The 17403-nt window shown below is 44.9% G+C and carries 14 protein-coding genes; 10 read left to right on the forward strand and 4 right to left on the reverse strand.

All coding sequences use genetic code 11. From position 1 onward, the window contains the following. Nucleotides 1–98 precede the first annotated feature (98 nt). The 3 genes from OCU90_RS05500 (at nucleotide 99) to udp (ending at nucleotide 5142) form a co-directional block, all read left to right on the forward strand. Complete coding sequence (locus tag OCU90_RS05500) at nucleotides 99–1562, forward strand: MATE family efflux transporter (protein ID WP_017086104.1); 1464 nt, start codon at nucleotides 99–101, stop codon at nucleotides 1560–1562. A 174-nt stretch (nucleotides 1563–1736) separates the two neighbouring features. Further along, a complete protein-coding gene (locus OCU90_RS05505) occupies nucleotides 1737–4085 on the forward strand; it encodes a zinc/cadmium/mercury/lead-transporting ATPase (RefSeq protein WP_061022682.1) in 2349 nt (782 codons plus the stop codon). 298 nt (nucleotides 4086–4383) lie between these two features. Continuing rightward, nucleotides 4384–5142: a uridine phosphorylase gene (udp, locus tag OCU90_RS05510; protein WP_004736272.1), complete on the forward strand. Its 759-nt coding sequence runs from the start codon at nucleotides 4384–4386 to the stop codon at nucleotides 5140–5142. Between the two features lie 206 nt (nucleotides 5143–5348). Here the strand turns inward: udp and OCU90_RS05515 are convergent, their stop codons facing one another. After that, nucleotides 5349–6515 carry a DUF1887 family protein gene (locus OCU90_RS05515; RefSeq protein WP_004736271.1) on the reverse strand — a complete coding sequence of 389 codons (1167 nt, stop codon included), beginning with the start codon at nucleotides 6513–6515 and terminating at the stop codon, nucleotides 5349–5351. A 197-nt stretch (nucleotides 6516–6712) separates the two neighbouring features. Beyond that, on the reverse strand, nucleotides 6713–8704 hold the full coding sequence (locus tag OCU90_RS05520; RefSeq protein ID WP_061022680.1) for a methyl-accepting chemotaxis protein: 1992 nt from the start codon (nucleotides 8702–8704) through the stop codon (nucleotides 6713–6715). Nucleotides 8705–8981: 277 nt separating this feature from the next. On the opposite strand from OCU90_RS05520, the gene hinT reads away from it, so the two are divergent. The 7 genes from hinT (at nucleotide 8982) to OCU90_RS05555 (ending at nucleotide 15835) form a co-directional block, all read left to right on the forward strand. Further along, nucleotides 8982–9332, forward strand: coding sequence for a purine nucleoside phosphoramidase (gene hinT, locus OCU90_RS05525; RefSeq protein ID WP_004736268.1), 351 nt, complete (start codon nucleotides 8982–8984; stop codon nucleotides 9330–9332). A 542-nt stretch (nucleotides 9333–9874) separates the two neighbouring features. Next, a complete protein-coding gene (locus OCU90_RS05530) occupies nucleotides 9875–11266 on the forward strand; it encodes a COG3014 family protein (RefSeq protein ID WP_061022678.1) in 1392 nt (463 codons plus the stop codon). Continuing rightward, nucleotides 11266–11649 (forward strand): YcfL family protein, encoded by a 384-nt coding sequence (locus OCU90_RS05535; protein WP_004736265.1) that lies wholly within the window; start codon nucleotides 11266–11268, stop codon nucleotides 11647–11649. Before OCU90_RS05530 ends, OCU90_RS05535 begins: the two co-directional genes overlap by 1 nt. An 86-nt stretch (nucleotides 11650–11735) precedes the next feature. Next, nucleotides 11736–12326, forward strand: a complete 591-nt coding sequence (lpoB, locus tag OCU90_RS05540) for a penicillin-binding protein activator LpoB (protein ID WP_004736264.1) — start codon at nucleotides 11736–11738, stop codon at nucleotides 12324–12326. A 205-nt stretch (nucleotides 12327–12531) separates the two neighbouring features. Beyond that, the gene (locus OCU90_RS05545) at nucleotides 12532–13386 is read left to right on the forward strand and encodes a phosphotransferase (protein ID WP_061022676.1); all 855 of its coding nucleotides are present in this window, start codon (nucleotides 12532–12534) and stop codon (nucleotides 13384–13386) included. Between the two features lie 108 nt (nucleotides 13387–13494). Further along, entirely contained in the window at nucleotides 13495–14034 is a 540-nt protein-coding gene (ycfP, locus tag OCU90_RS05550; protein ID WP_061022674.1) for an alpha/beta hydrolase YcfP, read from the forward strand. Nucleotides 14035–14545: 511 nt separating this feature from the next. Continuing rightward, nucleotides 14546–15835 carry an NAD(P)/FAD-dependent oxidoreductase gene (locus OCU90_RS05555; RefSeq protein ID WP_061022672.1) on the forward strand — a complete coding sequence of 430 codons (1290 nt, stop codon included), beginning with the start codon at nucleotides 14546–14548 and terminating at the stop codon, nucleotides 15833–15835. Between the two features lie 111 nt (nucleotides 15836–15946). Here OCU90_RS05555 and OCU90_RS05560 read toward each other — a convergent pair whose 3' ends face one another. Next, nucleotides 15947–16492, reverse strand: coding sequence for a GNAT family N-acetyltransferase (locus OCU90_RS05560; protein ID WP_017107634.1), 546 nt, complete (start codon nucleotides 16490–16492; stop codon nucleotides 15947–15949). A gap of 137 nt (nucleotides 16493–16629) precedes the next feature. Continuing rightward, nucleotides 16630–17397 carry a peptidoglycan binding protein CsiV gene (locus OCU90_RS05565; RefSeq protein ID WP_061022670.1) on the reverse strand — a complete coding sequence of 256 codons (768 nt, stop codon included), beginning with the start codon at nucleotides 17395–17397 and terminating at the stop codon, nucleotides 16630–16632. Nucleotides 17398–17403 lie beyond the last annotated feature (6 nt).

Consider the following 17403-nt stretch of genomic DNA (forward strand, 5'->3'; position numbering starts at 1 on the left):
TCGATCCTTTCTTTGTCGCTCCCTAGCTTGTGGAACGCTTGCTTTGGATCACTAGTTTAGGGAGCTTGCTTGTGGGTGTCCCAGCTTTTGGAGGTTTCATGTCAAATCAAACGGCAAAGTTTGTAGAAGGTTCAACGATGCGCCACATCTTGGTGATGTCGGGGGCTGGCTCAGTCGGTTTGATGGCGTTATTCGTGGTCGATTTACTCGATATGTTGTTCATCAGTATGTTGGGACAAGTCGAATTGGCCGCTGCGGTGGGCTTTGCAGGCACGCTGACTTTTTTCTCTACCTCCGTTTCGATCGGTACTTCCATTGCTATGGGCGCGTTAGTTTCCAAAGCGATCGGTTCAAAGAATCAGGAACACGCTCGAAACCTCGCCACCAGTATTATGCTGACTGCTTTTGTCATCAGTTTGACGATTACCGCGGTGATGTTTGCTTATATCCCAGAACTGTTAGCCGCTATAGGGGCAAAAGGGGTTGCCGCGGAGCGTGCCCAAGCTTACCTACAGATTTTATTGCCAAGTGGTCCATTTTTGGCGTTGGCGATGGCGGCTGGTGCGGGTTTGAGGGCGGCAGGAGATGCCAAACGTTCGATGTGGGCGACTTTGTCGGGCGGTATCGTTAATGCGATTTTGGATCCTCTGTTTATTTTTGGTTTTGGTTGGAATATAGAAGGGGCGGCTATTGCTTCTGTTTTTGCCCGTTTTTCGGTGCTTCTTTTCTCGCTGTATCCTCTGATTCGTAGTCATCACTTGGTTGCACCTCCTTCACTGGTGCAGTGGCGCATTAATATTCGCCCTATATTGGCCATAGCGCTTCCCGCAATTATCACCAATACCGCAACACCTATCGGTAATGCGATTGTGACAACGGGTATCGCACAATACGGTGAGGATTTTGTCGCGGGCTTTGCCGTGATTGGTCGTCTAACGCCGGTTTGTTTTGCGGTTATTTTTGCCTTGTCCGGCGCTGTAGGCCCAATCATTGGGCAAAACTTTGGTGCAGAACGAATGGACAGAGTAAAAGAAACGCTCAACAACTCCTTGTTGGTTACTACGGCATACACCATCGCTGTCTGTATTCTGTTGTACTTTGTCCAAGACTATGTGATCCAAGGCTTTAGCCTGCAAGGTGATGCAGCAATTATTGTTGCGGCATTTTGTACTTATGTCGCCTTAACCTTTACTTTTAATGGCGCGCTGTTTGTTGCCAATACGTCTTTCAATAACCTAGGTAAACCGCTTTACTCGACCGCACTGAATCTGGGTAAAGCCACTCTTGGTACGTTGCCGTTCGTCTACTTAGGCTCGCAATGGTATGGCGCATTGGGTGTGTTGTATGGGCAAGCCTTGGGTAATGTTTTGTTCGGAATACTTGGTACCTTGGTGCTTCGCTATCATATTGCCGAGCTTATGCAAGGTTCCCAAGTTGATCCTGTAGAAGACGATGTATCGATAGTGAGCTTGAATACACAACCGTTTTGTTCACACGATGCGGTTCTTATTGATGATGTATCTGCGAACAGAGAAGAGTGTAAAGAGTTCAAGTCGCAATAACACCGGCATTCCAATACGAGATTGGTCGGTTTGCAAATTTCTTCTTGGCCTTGGACAATTTCTTCTTGACCTTGGAGTAGCCTCCAAGGTTTATACTTTTGATGAACTTAAGGTTTGGTTGCTGTGATTAGCCAGCAACAACCTCAAGGCTTTTGAGTATTAAGGAGATACATTATGTGCGCAAAACATGCAGCGTGCCGCTCAACAAAAGTGGACGTTCAACCTCAAACGGCAGGAGCAAGCTGTTCCAGTCCTAAAATTTCCAGCATCACGGCAGCGGGTACTTCATCATGCTGTAGTTCTACGACGGCTTCTGCAGCAGCAGATGATTGTTGTGGTTCAGACAGTGGAGAAGAAGACCGGCTGCCCTTAACTGAGTCTCTTAACGCCCAATTTTCCAAAAGTTGGCTGGTTGCCGGAATGGACTGCCCAGCTTGTGCAAGAAAAATAGAAAACGCGATCAGTAATATTGACGGTGTTATTCAAGCGAAGGTTCTCTTTGCTACCGAAAAACTGGTTGTTAAATTCGATAATGAAAGTCTTGCCGACACCATTGAACAGGTCTCTATCAAAACGGGCTTCCCTCTTTCGGAAGTCGGTTCTAAGAAAGAAAAACAACAACCTGAGACTTTTTGGCAAGCGTACATCCAACCTAATTTTCAGATTATCGCGATTGCAGCGGCAATGCTGTTCGCTGCGCTTCTGAAAAGTACATATCCTCTATTAAGTGAAGGCTTATTCACCGCAACCTGCCTACTCGGATTATATCCGGTGGCTAAGAAAGCGGTTCAGCTGGCACGTTCAGGAACACCTTTCGCAATAGAAACTCTAATGAGTGTTGCCGCGCTGGGTGCCTTGTATCTGGGCGAAACCGCGGAAGCGGCGATGGTTTTACTGTTGTTTTTGATTGGTGAGCGCTTAGAAGCGTTTGCTTCATCAAGAGCAAGAAGTGGCGTTCAAGCGCTAATGGCATTGGTGCCAGAAAATGCCACCAAGATTATTAACGGCGAACGTGTTGAAGTTGCAGTCAGTGAACTGGTTCCTGGTGATGTGATTGAAGTAGCGGCGGGCTCTCGTTTACCTGCTGATGGAAAACTGATTACCGACGCTGCAAGCTTCGATGAAAGTGCGTTAACCGGTGAATCTGTTCCTGTCGAACACATCGAAGGCAACAGCATCATGGCTGGCGCTGTGGTCGTGGATAAAGTGGTGCGTATTACCATCACTTCAAAACAGGGTGAGAACGCGATCGACCGAATTCTTCACCTGATTGAAGAAGCCGAATCTCGTAAAGCGCCGCTCGAGCGATTCCTCGATAAGTTCAGTCGCTGGTATACACCGTTAATGATGTTGGTGGCTCTTTTAGTCATCATCACACCACCATTGTTGTTCGCACAGCCTTGGGAAACGTGGGTCTATCGTGGTTTAGCGCTATTGTTGATTGCTTGTCCGTGTGCGTTGGTTATCTCAACTCCAGCCGCGATTACGTCTGGTTTAGCAGCAGCCGCGAAACGTGGTGCGCTAATTAAAGGCGGCGCAGCACTGGAGCAGCTTGGTAAAATTCAAACTATTGCCTTCGATAAGACGGGCACACTGACTGAAGGTAAACCTCAGGTTACGGACATTCAGCCTCTATCGGGTTGGCAACAAGATGCGATGCTTCGTGTGGTTGGAGCAATTGAAGTGGGTTCTACTCACCCATTGGCGCAGTCGCTAGTTGCTAAAGTGAAAGAACTGAATGTCGAAATTCCAGAGTCACACAACAAGACCGCGCTTATCGGTAGTGGTGTTGAAGGCGATGTCGAAGGAATTAAGTATCAGGTTCTATCGCCTTCTAAGGTGACGTTCGATCTTGGTGCCGATGTTGTTTCTCAGGTTGAGGCATTAGAAGGCGAGGGCAAGACGGTTGTGGTTGCTCTTGAGCTTAAAGATCAAGAAGAATCAACAGAGCAAGCTGCGACTGTGATTGGTCTGATTGCTTGGCAAGACACGTTACGTAGTGACGCTAAGCTTGCAATTGAACGACTCAATGACTTGGGTATTCAATCTATCATGCTGACTGGGGATAACCCGCGAAGCGCGGCAGCGATCAGCAGCAAGATTGGTATGCAGTATAAAGCAAGCCTATTGCCAAGCGACAAGGTGTCTTACGTTGAACAGTTATCTCAGCAGTCACACGTGGCCATGGTGGGCGATGGCATCAACGATGCGCCGGCTATGAAAACAGCAAATGTAGGTATCGCAATGGGCGGTGGTACGGATGTTGCCCTTGAAACTGCGGATTCAGCACTGACTCATAACCGTTTAACTGAGTTGCCAGCGATGATTGAACTGTCGCAAGCGACTATGAATAACATTCGCCAAAACGTAGCTCTTGCACTTGGTTTGAAGGGCGTATTCTTGGTCACAAGCTTGTTAGGTATTACTGGTTTGTGGGTGGCAGTTTTAGCGGATAGTGGTGCGACAGCTTTGGTGACACTCAACGCTCTTCGTTTACTTCGATTCAAATCAAAAGCGGATTAGTTTCAGGTTCCTGATGTAGGACGCTCTCAATTTAAAAGCACCTAATATAAAAAGCGCCTTTAGCGGTAATACGTTAAAGGCGTTTTTTGTCTCATTCGTATGCAACACATGTGTGTAGATTGCTTATTTTTGTGATGCCAATCGGTTTTTCGTGAAACTTGAAATCTTGTTGCGATCATTGGTGTGACACTCGTCACTTCATTTTGTAATGAGCTTGGTTAGAGTGTGTTCGTACCCCACGAATTTACTATGAGCTTAAATAAGGGTAAAAAGCCCAATAAGCCAAAAGGAGCGAACTATGTCTCAAGCTGTTTTCCATTTAGGTGTTACTGAAGCAGATCTTAACGGTGCTACTCTTGCGATCATTCCTGGTGATCCTGCTCGTGTGCAAAAAATTGCCGAAGAGATGGAGAATCCTGTATTTCTTGCTAGTCACCGTGAATACACGCTTTACCGCGCAGAGCTAGACGGCAAGCCAGTTGTTGTATGTTCAACAGGTATCGGTGGTCCATCTACTTCTATCGCAGTTGAAGAGCTTGCTCAACTTGGTGTTCGCACTTTCCTACGTGTTGGTACTACTGGTGCTATCCAACCACACGTAAACGTGGGTGACATGATTGTTTCTACAGGTTCTGTTCGTCTAGACGGTGCTAGCCTGCACTTTGCTCCTATGGAGTTCCCAGCAGTGGCTGACTTTGAAGTTGCAACAGCAATGAAAGCGGCAGTTGATGAATCAGGTGCAACAGTTCACATGGGCGTAACGGCATCAAGCGATACGTTCTACCCAGGTCAAGAGCGTTACGACACGTTCTCTGGTCGCGTTGTTAAGCGTTTCCAAGGCTCTATGCAAGAATGGCAAGACATGGGCGTTCTAAACTTCGAAATGGAATCTGCAACGCTTCTAACTATGTGTGCAAGTTCTGGTCTTAAAGCGGGTTGTGTTGCTGGTGTAATCATCAACCGTACTCAAAAAGAGACGCCTGATCACGAAACACTAAAAGTAACAGAAGCGCGTTCAATCAAAGTGGTTGTAGAAGCTGCTCGTAAAATGCTTTAAGTCTGTTTCCAAGATTTAAAAATGGCCGCATCGAATGATGCGGCCATTTTTTATGGGGCAAATAAATTAAAGATATAGAGAGTTGAAAGGTGGAAATAGAGCGGAACAGATAAATGGCTGGAGAACAAAAAAGGCGAGTGACCTAATCGTCATTCGCCTTTTTAGCTTTACTTAAGAGCGTTGAGCTCTCAAGAGTCTATTGGCTTTTAGCATTCTAAATCTTCATCACCACCGGCAGCGGTGAACCATGCCGCTAGGTGTGTTTTAAGATCTTTTAATTCGTCAGGGCCAATCAATGCAAGGCCAAGATCTTCTGCTCGTGTGATGTCGTTATGACGAAGAGGGCGGAAACTCACTAACATTGCACGTGCTTGTAGGCCACCCAGAAGGTCTCTGAGCGATTCCAGCTTGTACAAGGTATCATCGCCATCATCACGCATGCCTTTGGTCTTACACTCAATGATGTGCAGCTTATTGTTCACTACAGAAGCAACATCAAGCTCATTACGCACCTCGCGCTCACCGAGTTGACGATAAACCTGAACATTCAAAGAGCGATCTTGAATGGTCGGCATGTCATCTTGGATCTGCTTAACTGTGCTATGAACCAATGTTTCAAGCCATTCGCCGTTTGAGAAGCGTCGTGCGTCTTCATTGGCAAACGTCAAAATACCATTGTCATAAGTGGCGATCTTAGCTTCAACCAAATCGCTCAACAGCATGTTTAGCTCGCGATAACCTTGTTGTTTCTCTGACAAGCCCACATCAAGTCTCTGTTCTTTGCGGCAGGTCGTTGCAAGATAGTTCAATGTAGCAAGGCCTGGGCCGAGTTCTAGTGCATTACTTGCCCAGCGTTCACCCAGCTCATAAAGCTTTTGATCAAGTTGCGGAGAAAGCTGTACATCGCTGAATTCACCACGAGCGCCGAACACAGTCAGGTAGTCGTCGATAGTGATGCGGTCTTGAACTTGTGCGTCTTCTTTGCCATTCGGGTAAAGCCAGCACAGCTTGTCACTGTTTGGTTCAACAACAAAGATTGGCCAGTGGTAAGTACGAAATACTTCGTAGACAGAAAGTAGGCGGTGACGAAGGCCACAACTTGCGTTGAGTTTCACTTCTTCACCACGCGCTTTGAGGTCTTCGGCAAGGTTTTGGATAGACTCTTTAATCGCGGATGTATTTACGAGGGTTGGAATTTCGAAAAATTCACTCGTAATGTCGCGCTTCTGCAAAACGCTGTCTAAGCGTTGGTAAATACTGACTTGATTCTTGTCACCGATGAACACGATGTGAGTGCTGATCGTTCGGTTATCGAGTAGTGGGGTGATCAAGCGAATGGGATCTTGATCGATAATGCCAACATGAACAGCCATATAAATTCCTTAATAGCGGCTCGCTCATAAAGGTGAAAGAAAAAACGGGAAGCAGCAAGCCTTAATAATCATATAATGACAAAGATCATAAAAAACAAGGGCAACCCTTGATAAAAGTTGCCCTTGTTCAAATAGTTATCACTATTGGGTAAGAAGTCCCAATATTCTCACTAAATATCTATCAATTTCTCAGCTACCTATAGCTTGAACTGATGAACCAAATCACCTTGCTGGTTTGCGAGAATTGTTAGGTTTTGGCTCGCCTCAGCAATTGAAGACATCGCTTGGTAACTCTTATCTGCGATATGGTTGATGTCTTCTATATTCCGCGCAATATCACCAGAAGTTTCACTCTGCTCTGCGGCTGCTTGAGAGATGTGTGTACTCATGTGGCTGATCTCTAGAATCAAGGCTTGGATCTCTTCCATCGCACTGTTTGCACTTGAAGCTTGTTGAACCGACATGTCCATATCGCTCATGCAACTTTCAATCACGTTGCTTGCTGTTTTCGAGCTTGATTGCAGGTTGCTGATCATGGTCTCGATTTCAGACGTTGATTGAGTGGTCTTCTGTGCTAGCACGCGTACTTCATCGGCAACCACTGCAAAACCACGGCCTTGCTCACCGGCACGCGCCGCTTCGATTGCCGCGTTGAGTGCAAGTAGGTTGGTTTGTTCAGCAATACCACGGATAACATCGAGGATTGAGCCAATTTGGCTACTCATCTGTTGTAACTCACCTACAGCACCAACAGATTCAGTAAGGCGAACCTCGAGCTGGTTAATGGTACTGATGTTGGTGTTCATTATCTGACGACCAGACTCAGAAGCCGATTCTACTTGTTGAACCATGGTAAGTGAGCTTTGCGCGCTGTTCGCCACTTCTTGTACAGAATGAGACATTTCTGTCATTGCGGTCGCGACAGTTGCCGTTTGCTCACGTTGGCTGTTCAGTTGAGCTTGCGTCTCTGTAGAGGTTTTCTGGTTTACGCTTGCGGTCTTCGTTAAGTCGTCTGAAGCGTCATTCAGTTTCACCAGAATATTGCGTAGGTTGTCGGCTAAGGTGTTGATGTGACGACTCACACGGCTGAATTCGTTGTCATAACGAATATCGATACGCTGAGTCATATCGCCTTCAGTTAGGCCTTCTAATGTACCTAGAATGCGAGTTAATGGCTCTCTTACGCTATGTGCAATATGGTAACCAATTGCTGCAGCGAATACGGTGACAACAATACCAATTGCAATCGCATTGAACAGGCCTTTGTCGTAGATGCTGCTTGCGTCTTCAAGTGAAGCGTTCAGTTGCTCTTCCGCAGTCACGTTGAATGAGTCTAAAACAGCCATGGCTTGGTCTATTTCTACGGCTAAGTTAGCAATGTTGATGTACAGAGCTTGTTTCGCTTTCAAGTAGTTGTTGTGCTTGTCCAACACACCGCCTTTTTGACCAACGTCTTTGGTGAACTTCTGAACCGATTCATCAAAGACATTTTTAAGTGCTGGCAGTTGTGTGGATAGGCCGCGATAAGCGTAGTTAAGGTGAGTAACGGCCTTTTTGTTTTGGTTAACGGCTTTCTGAACGAAGGCAACATCAGAACTCGCGAGCGCATCAGAGGTAATCACTTCAGCATCTTGAAGTTTAATGAAGTAGCTTTTTGCCATCACTTTTACAGAGATGCTTTTTTGGTCGGCAACGTACTCTTTCATGCCGACAGTTAACTCTGAATGTAAGCGTTGGAAATCGCGAGATGCTTTCTGTACTTGCTCTTGAGCTTCAAACATCGCGACGTAGTTGTTCATCGCTTCGTCAGCTTCGGTGAAGTAGCGTTCTTCCATTGCTCTTAATTGGGCAATGCGTTCAGTGAGCGAAACATTGTTTTGGCTTGCCGCTTCTAAACTTCCGAGAACTTCTGAGAACGAGTTTTGTGACGCAGCAAACTCAGTACGCATTGCAGACATGCGTTCAGCGTTTTGTGTGGTTAAGTAATCTTTGAATGATTTATCAGCAGAAAGCAATTGAACACTTGTTTGATTTGAAAGCGCGACAAGTGGTAGTGAGGTTTCTGAGACACTCTCAAAATTGCTGTGTATCTGATTCATGCTGTTCATCATGATGGTTATCGTGACTGCGAACATGATGATGATCAGTGCGAAACCAGCGTACATACGCTTGATCACAGATCCCTTCATGGCTTTCTCCCTAAATAAAAATGCAGACCTAATGTCAGGTCAAAGTAAAACTAACAAAATTATCAGCATTCTATTGAGCTCCGTTTACGCATTTTATGACGCACACGTCAAAAATAGCCCTCAGTTATAACCAACATGCCATTCTTGAGAGCTAAGGCTCGTTTTCTTTGATTTGAACGGTGTTTTTTATTATGCTTTAAAGCAGATTTATTGTGGTTTGATGCGGCATAGCGCATACTCAAAGCATTAAAAAATAAATGTTTTATCGGAGAGAAACATGGCTGAAGAAACCATTTTTAGTAAGATCATCAATAAAGAAATCCCAGCAGATCTACTATACCAAGACGATTTAGTAACGGCATTTCGCGATATCAACCCTCGCGCGCCAAGCCATATCTTAATCATCCCAAACAAGCTGATTCCAACAACGAATGATGTTGAAGTCGAAGATGAAGCCATGATGGGGCGCATGTTTACCGTGGCTCGCAAGTTAGCAAAAGAAGAAGGCATCGCAGAAGATGGCTATCGTCTTATCGTGAACTGTAACTCTCACGGTGGCCAAGAGGTTTATCATATTCACATGCACTTGGTTGGTGGCCGTCCACTTGGTCCCCTCTTAATGAGCTAATAAAAAGTTAATGAGCTAATGCAAAGCTAACAAGTTAATGAAAGCTAATGAGCTAGTTTAAACGAACTCATTAGTGGGTTAACACAAGTAGTTAGTTGGAAAATTTGTAGTTTGTATGCCAACTTTAAGTTCTATCTGTTGTCTGAATGTCGGCATCGCCTAGGCAGAAGCTAAATCAGCAGGGTTTCAACTGGCTTGAGATCCTTTTTACAACACGTTTCGTTTTGATAATGAGACTAGGGTCTGTTGATCTTTCGAGCTGATTTTTGCAGCACTTTGTGGGAAATTTCTACAAGGCAGAGGCTTTGAAGTGTAGCTAGCCTACATGAGAAGCTGATAACGCAGTAGAAATGAACCACAAAGACTGCCCGAAGGGTTCGGCTAGAATCGTTTTATGCTTTGTTAAGAAGTATTAACTTAGAATGACTAGGCTACATATTCCTTGCCGCGCCTAAAACGATTCTATCTCGAACGAAATTTAACCACGAAAGGTCAGCAGACCCTAACAAAGTTGGCATTTTAAACATGCACGGAGACGATAAGTGAAGCAACAGTTTAGATTCGCTTCCATTGCCCTGTTATCGGCGTTGACTGTGGGCTGTGCAAGTATGTCTGCAGGAAACCTGTTCAGTCATTACAGCGCGCAAAACAAAGAGATCTACCAAGCCGTTAAATCTGGAGATTATTCAGAGGCTCAACAAGAGCTACCAGATTACGCTGCGGGTGACATCCTTGATAACTTTGAAAGAGGCAGAATTAACCTTTTGGATCAGCAATACCCAGAGAGTAAGTCTTCGTTTGAAGTGGCGGATCAGGCGGTAACTGAGCAGCAAAGAAAAGCCGTTATCTCGATTTCAGACAGTGCAACCAGCGTGGGTGCGTTGGCGGTGAATGATAATATTACTGAGTATGTGCCAGCCGATTATGAGCTGGGGTTTCTTCATCTGTATCTCGGTTTAAATTATCTCAAGAAAAACGATTTAGAAGGTGCGGTGATTGAAATGCGTCGCGCCAACCAAGTTCAAGAACAGGCAAAGAAGCAACGTGAAGCTGAGTTAGACCGTGCAGCCAGCGATGCGAAGAAGCAGGGGTTGTCTGCCAATGTGGGGAGCATTCTTGCTAATTACCCTGATGCGGGTAAAAAGCTGCAGTCAGTACAGAATGCGTATCTGATGTTCTTGTCTGGTCTGCTTTATGAAGCTTCAAATGATTTAAACAGTGCCTATGTTGACTATCGTCGTGCTTTGGCTGTGATGCCAGATAACCAAGAAATCATCGACAGAACGATGGCAACAGCTGCTCGTTTAGGGATGCGACAAGATTTAGCAACATTAGAAAAACGCTATAAGCAATCTTCTAAACTTAGTACAGGTGAAGGGCGAGTGATTGTGCTTCAAGAGCAAAGCGCTGTACAAGCAATGGACAGTTGGCGATTAGATTTACCTGTTTATGACAGTCGCGATCAGGGCGCAATATACTCTCTGGCACTGCCCTATTATCCGAGCCAAAACGTAGAGCGTTTTTCTGCTTTGCGAATCAGCGGGCAACCGTTACAAGAACACTTGATCACTGACGTAAACGCGATGGCTCAAAACGATTTATCTGAACGTATGACGAGCATTGTTATTCGTCAAGCGCTACGTGTAGTAGCTAAAGACCGTATCCGTAAAGAAGCGACCAAAGGCAACGATGTCGGCAATATCTTGTTCAATGTGTGGAATACATTCACCGAACAACCAGACACTCGCAGTTGGCAATCTCTACCTGCTGAAATTAAGAGCAGCACGTTCGTAGCAAACAGCGGTCAATATACGCTAGAAGCGGGCACTAAAACGTACGACTTTGATATCCGAGAAGGGCAGACCACTTTGGTGTGGATTTCTCGACAAGGTAACAATGCAACAATGTGGCATAAACAGCTAGGGAGGCTGTAATGAAAAAGTGGTTAGTGAGTTTAGCAGCGGTTATGGCTCTGGCTGGTTGTGCTGATAATACAGCTGGCGTAAGAGTTGATAGTCTGACTCAAAACGTTTTCTTTGGTGACAAGGTATTGGGCAGCCGTTTGTTGGTTGAAGATATCCGTACCGACCAAGTTGACGGTCACACTCGAGGAATTGTTCGTTTAAACAGTAACTATAAAGGCGATCAACATATCCTTTATCGTTTTTACTGGTACGACGATGCCGGGCTTGAGGTGAACCTAAAGCAAGGCCCTTGGAAGCAAGCGATTGTTCGTGGTTTTGAAAGTATTTCGTTGTCGGAAGTGTCGGTAAACCCGAAAGCGACTCAGTTCAGAGTCCAGTTCCGAGAGCAGTAAGTCTGATACAACGGGTCTAATGATTCGTAAATACAAGAATTTAAGAGTGTGGGTAACCCCGCTCAGTGATAAGTTGAGGAAACAAAATGAAAAAGAGTGTCGTTGCGCTACTAGGTTTAGCGGTTATTTTAGGCGGTTGTTCAAACAAGGTAAGCTACGGTGATGCACAAGCAGTAGAAACCACGACAATCGATTTCGGTTCAACTGACCTTCAAACGATTGCGGGTGAAATGGTCGATAGCATGATGGCGTCTGGTTCAGTGTCTTACATTACTCGTGAGCAACGTCCAATCGTGTTCGTAGAGCGAATCAAGAACAAGACAAGTGAGCACATCGATACTGAGTCAATCACTGACACTATCAGTACTAAAATGCTGAACTCTGGTAAGTTCCGTTTCGTTGATATGGACCGTGTAGAGTCTGTTCGTGACCAATTGAACTTCCAAAACAATGATGAGCTTGTAAATCAAAGCTCAGCAATTCAATTCGGTAAAATGGTCGGTGCTCAATACATGCTGTACGGCAACCTATCAAGCATCGTTAAGAAAGACGGTAGCGACGAAGACGTTTACTACAAAATGACTATGCGTCTAATGGATCTTGAGTCTGGCTTGATTGAATGGGCTGACGAGACTGAAATCCGTAAGCAACAATCTAAGAGCCTACTAGGCCTTTAATTTCGCTTACTTGCCAACTAAACGCAGCCAGTTTTGACAGCGTCTAGTCTTGGCAGCGCATAGCTTGGCCACACATAGCTTGGTCACACGCCAATGCAGTGCATGATGTGCTGTTTATGAAGAGACACTGGCTTTTGGTCAGTGTCTTTTTTGTGGGGAAATGAAGACGTTTATAGGGCAGTTAAGACGTTTATAGGGAGTAAATATGGCAATTTTTTCTTGGTCTGAGGCTAAGCTTCTTGATACCAGTTTGAGTTCGCTTGATGGTTACTTTTCTGAGCCACCTGTTAGAGCTCAAACGCTGACCGGCGGGTTGACCAATCGATGTTGGAAACTGGTTGATGCCGATGGTACTGCGTATGTTTGGCGGCCCACCACTCCCATCACCAAAGCGTTCTTCATCTCTCGTCATGAAGAGTACCAAGTGCTGTCTACGATTGAACGCCTTGGGCTAGGGCCAAGTCCAATAGTGGTCAATGAGCAAGGCTTATTGGTTGAATGGATTGCGGGTGAGACGCTTTACGAAGGCTTAGAGCTTGATGATTTGTTGAAGACTCTGATCTCAGTGCATTTGGTTAACACCGCGCGATTGCCGCTCCAACCGTTCAGTTTCACAGCGCGAGTCGATCATTACTGGCTCCAACTTGATTCGATTCATAAGACTGAAACCTGCACCAAGATTTATCAAGAGTGGCGCGTGGCTCCAAGTATCCCAAATGTTGACCTGTCTTTGTGCCATTTTGATTTAGGTGGTTATAACTTAGTGAGAAATAGCGATGGGATTAAGATTATTGATTGGGAATATGCAGCATTAGCAGACCCTAGACTTGATCTTACGTTGACCATTGCTGTTGCAGGATTACCAGTTGCTGAAGCCGTTAACAAGTACTGTCAGTTAAGAGGTATTCATGATGTTCAGCCTTGGCTTGATGGCGTAGAGGCTTGGTTGCCACGAAGTCGAATGATGGCCATGTTGTGGTATTTACTGGCACATCAGCTCTGGGGCGATGAAAGCTATCTGCGTGAAGCTGAGTTATTGAGTCACACTTTCTGTAGCTAGGATCACGTTTAGGAAGTGAAAAATATAATTTCGTTGGTGTTCCCTTTAAAACCTTATTTTTCATGTTAGATTAATTAAAACGTACCAATATTCAACAGGGAGGTACTAATGATTATTTATCTACACGGCTTCGACTCAACTAGCCCGGGCAATCACGAAAAAATACTGCAGTTGCAATTCATTGATGATGACGTTCGTTTCATCAACTACAGTACTTTGCATCCAAAGCACGATATGCAGCACCTTCTTAAAGAAGTGCATAAAGTGATAGAACAATCTGATGATCCGCACCCTATTATCTGTGGGGTAGGCTTAGGGGGTTTTTGGTCAGAGCGTATTGGTTTCTTATGCGGGATTAAGCAAGTGGTTTTCAACCCTAACCTGCAACCTGAGAACAATATGGTGGGTCGAATTGACCGTCCTGAAGAGTATGAAGATATTGCGACTAAGTGTGTCGCTCAGTATCGTATGAAAAACAAGGGACGCTGTTTGGTTGTGTTGTCTCGTGAAGATGAAATTCATGACAATACGCGAACAGAAGCTGAACTTGGGGATTACTACGAGGTAGTCTGGGATGAAAAAGAGAGTCATAAATTTAAAAAGATCTCTCAACACCTTCAAGCAATGAAAGCGTTTAAAAACGCCTAATTTACCCCTCTATTTTATAAAAGCAGCACTCATTTGAGTGCTGCTTTTTTACATCTGAATCCTAGAGACGGGCATTGATAAAACGCTTGTATATGTTTTATCAATGAGTTTGCGCATTTGTAGATAAGCTTGCGCAAACGTTAACTAATTCGCCCCGAATCCTCATTGTGGGTAAGGATTTTTGTTGCGGTCATCTTTTTGCTATATATAATGTTCCCAAGCAAAATATTTTGATAAATATCAAAAAAAAGTGAGAGCGAGTGATAAAACTTGCCCATTATTTGTGCTCTACCTCTCAGGTAGTCACCTTTTTTATCCACGTGAGCAAAGCGACAAGCCAATGTTTGTTGTTTGTAATCCCTCTAACTACTCGGTGAGCTGTCGTTATTCTTTTTCGCAGTTATCCAATTTGTAACAGCCTTCGCATTCAAGGCCGAGTAGATACATAGAATTTATCGGTTGGAGTAATCGAGCCGAACCCCATTTATTCATTTTGTAGAGGATTGTCATTGTGACAAAAATTATCGTAGTAGGCGGTGGAGCTGGTGGTTTAGAACTAGCAACTAAGCTAGGCCGCACTTTAGGTCGTAAAAAGCGTGCCCAGATTACTCTGGTAGATCGTAAAGCAAGCCACCTATGGAAACCATTACTTCATGAAGTAGCAACGGGTTCATTGGACGAGGGTGTTGATGCGTTAAGCTACCGCGCACACGCAAAAAACCATTACTTCGATTTCCAAATGGGCAGCCTGAACGACATCGATCGTAAACGTAAAGTGATCGCTCTGAGTGAACTGAAAGATGACCACGGTGAACTGCTTATGCCAAGCCGTGAACTTGAATACGATATTCTTGTGATGGCGCTAGGTTCAACGTCAAACGACTTCAACACACCAGGTGTTCGCGACAACTGTATTTTCCTTGATAGTCCAGAGCAAGCGCACCGTTTCCGTACAGAAATGAACAACCAGTTCTTAAAGCTTCACGCTAAGAACGGCCAAGGCACAGTAGATATTGCTATTGTTGGTGCTGGCGCGACAGGTGTTGAGCTTTCTGCGGAACTGCACAACGCGGTTAAAGAGCTTCGTACTTATGGCTTTGGCGATCTAGATTCAAGCAAGCTGAACGTTAACCTTGTTGAAGCAGGTGAGCGTATTCTTCCAGCCCTACCTCCTCGTATTTCGAGTGCAGCACACTCTGAGCTTACGAAGCTTGGTGTAACTGTGCGTACGACTACAATGGTTACACAAGCTGATGCTGACGGCCTAACGACTAAAGATGGTGAGAAGATCCCAGCACAAATCATGGTTTGGGCTGCAGGCATTAAAGCGCCAGATTTCATGAAAGATATCGGTGGTCTTGAGACGAACCGTATCAACCAGTTGGTTGTGAAAAATACGCTACAAACTACGCTTGATGACAATATCTTTGCTATTGGTGACTTAGCGCAATGTACGCAAGCAGATGGTTCATTCGTTCCACCACGTGCACAAGCGGCTCACCAGATGGCAAGTTGTGCGTTTAGCAATATCATTGCTAAGTTAAACGGCCGCGACCTGAAAGATTACATCTATAAAGATAAAGGCTCACTTGTTTCGCTAAGCCGATTTTCTACGGTAGGTAGCTTGATGGGTAACCTAACTAAAGGTTCGATGATGGTTGAGGGTCGTATTGCTCGTATCGTTTACATCTCTTTGTACCGTATGCATCAGATGGCGCTTCACGGACTAATTAAAACATCGCTGATGATGTTAGTTGGTCGTATTAACCGTGTACTTCGTCCAAACCTAAAGCTTCACTAATCAGGCAAGTCTGCTAAAGGCGTTACGCTGATAATAAAAAAGAGCTCTTCGGAGCTCTTTTTTTGATCGTGTCGACTGCGTGTTGTGACGGATTGTTACTCTATTAAGCTGTTAAGAGGTTGGAGGTAGCACGGAATAAACCACGCCGTCTTTCGGCTTGCCGTTAAAGATAAAGCGGTTCTTGGCAATGGTTTCACGCTCTGCGCCACACTTCTCAATCAGCCTTTGGCTTGGTAGGTTTTCTGTATCGCAAACAATCTCTAGGCGCGTTAGTTTGAGTTGAGCAAAGCAGAATTCAAATAAGGTCAGCATCGCTTCTTTGGCAATCCCTTTCCGTTGAAACTCGTCGCCAACCCAATAACCTAAACTTGCCATATTGAAGGTATGGTAAAGCTCATTAATTGCCACCATTCCAACCAGTTGATTGCTGTGGCGTTCAAAAATACCAAATCCAAATGCGTCTGCTTTTACCCAATTTAAGCGGGTAGCCAGAATGAATTTCTCGGCTTCTACAATAGAGAACGCATCGTGGCACCAGTCTACCCATGGAAATAGGCTAGGGGATGTTTGGATCAACCGAGAGAACTCAGGAGCGTCTGTAGCTTCAATAATTTTGAGGCTGAGGTGTTGAGTATTTATCTGAAAGTCAGGGCTCATAAGAAATACCGAATTACATGTAAGTACTGAACAAAGTGAGTCAATACAGAATAAAGATAGATAGCACTTAATAAAACGCCCTCACTAGGAGGGCGGATTGAATTATTTATACAATTATAGCCGAATCGGCAAGTAACTTACTGCGCTACACGTCGAACTTGAATCACCATGCCTAGAAGCGGGTGGTCAAGGTAGTGAGTTTCTGTACTACGCATACGACGCTTTTGATCCATGCGGTAGCTTTTAAGGAACTCTTCTACCTGCACTGTCGGTGAGATCTCAGTTAAGTTGCCCACTTGAACATTGCTGTCTGCACCGCTTACTGGTGTGTCTAACTCAATAGGCTGTTCTTTCAGAGTCACTTCACGAACGCTTGGTGCTTTTAAATCGAGCGTGGTTTCAGCGTATAGGTAATGCTGCACGTAGATCTGTAGCTTGCCGTCTAGTTCGTACAGTGGCTTATCAATGGTCTCTTCTTTGAATCCATCGGCACTGCCTGTGGTGATAGCACCTTTTTCAGAACCATCTGCATTGAAATCTTTAGAGAAGTCTTTACCTGCTTGAATATGGAAAACAGGTGCAGAGCTCTTTCCTTGGTCACCTTGACGCCAAGCAGTATGCATCAGAACTTCAAAGCCTGCATGTTTGCGCAGTTTGTCTTTCTGAGGCGTTAGCTTGTACTCTGAGTAAGGCAACATTTGTACGCCTTTCTTAGAGCGGTATTGGGTATCTTGAAATGAACCAACGCGCTCAAGTGAAATCTTCGGCTGAGTGTTCGGCCAAGATTCGTTGACTTTCTCTGCATCAACTGCGCGCTTGAAAATGATCACTTCTATATCAAATTGTCTCTGAGCCAAACTTGGCAGTGAGACGAACAATAGTAGCAGTGGGATCAGTCTTTTCATTTTTAC

Origin of the sequence: Vibrio splendidus (assembly GCF_024347615.1) — a bacterium.
Classification (GTDB): Bacteria; Pseudomonadota; Gammaproteobacteria; order Enterobacterales; family Vibrionaceae; genus Vibrio; species Vibrio splendidus.

What these genes read in the sequence shown, in the direction of transcription:
- OCU90_RS05500 (WP_017086104.1), top strand. Translation starts at nt 99, where the DNA reads ATGTCAAATCAAACGGCAAAGTTTGTAGAAGGTTCAACGATGCGCCAC.
- OCU90_RS05505 (WP_061022682.1), top strand. Translation starts at nt 1,737, where the DNA reads ATGTGCGCAAAACATGCAGCGTGCCGCTCAACAAAAGTGGACGTTCAA.
- udp (WP_004736272.1), top strand. Translation starts at nt 4,384, where the DNA reads ATGTCTCAAGCTGTTTTCCATTTAGGTGTTACTGAAGCAGATCTTAAC.
- OCU90_RS05515 (WP_004736271.1), bottom strand. Translation starts at nt 6,515, where the DNA reads ATGGCTGTTCATGTTGGCATTATCGATCAAGATCCCATTCGCTTGATC.
- OCU90_RS05520 (WP_061022680.1), bottom strand. Translation starts at nt 8,704, where the DNA reads ATGAAGGGATCTGTGATCAAGCGTATGTACGCTGGTTTCGCACTGATC.
- hinT (WP_004736268.1), top strand. Translation starts at nt 8,982, where the DNA reads ATGGCTGAAGAAACCATTTTTAGTAAGATCATCAATAAAGAAATCCCA.
- OCU90_RS05535 (WP_004736265.1), top strand. Translation starts at nt 11,266, where the DNA reads ATGAAAAAGTGGTTAGTGAGTTTAGCAGCGGTTATGGCTCTGGCTGGT.
- lpoB (WP_004736264.1), top strand. Translation starts at nt 11,736, where the DNA reads ATGAAAAAGAGTGTCGTTGCGCTACTAGGTTTAGCGGTTATTTTAGGC.
- OCU90_RS05545 (WP_061022676.1), top strand. Translation starts at nt 12,532, where the DNA reads ATGGCAATTTTTTCTTGGTCTGAGGCTAAGCTTCTTGATACCAGTTTG.
- ycfP (WP_061022674.1), top strand. Translation starts at nt 13,495, where the DNA reads ATGATTATTTATCTACACGGCTTCGACTCAACTAGCCCGGGCAATCAC.
- OCU90_RS05560 (WP_017107634.1), bottom strand. Translation starts at nt 16,492, where the DNA reads ATGAGCCCTGACTTTCAGATAAATACTCAACACCTCAGCCTCAAAATT.
- OCU90_RS05565 (WP_061022670.1), bottom strand. Translation starts at nt 17,397, where the DNA reads ATGAAAAGACTGATCCCACTGCTACTATTGTTCGTCTCACTGCCAAGT.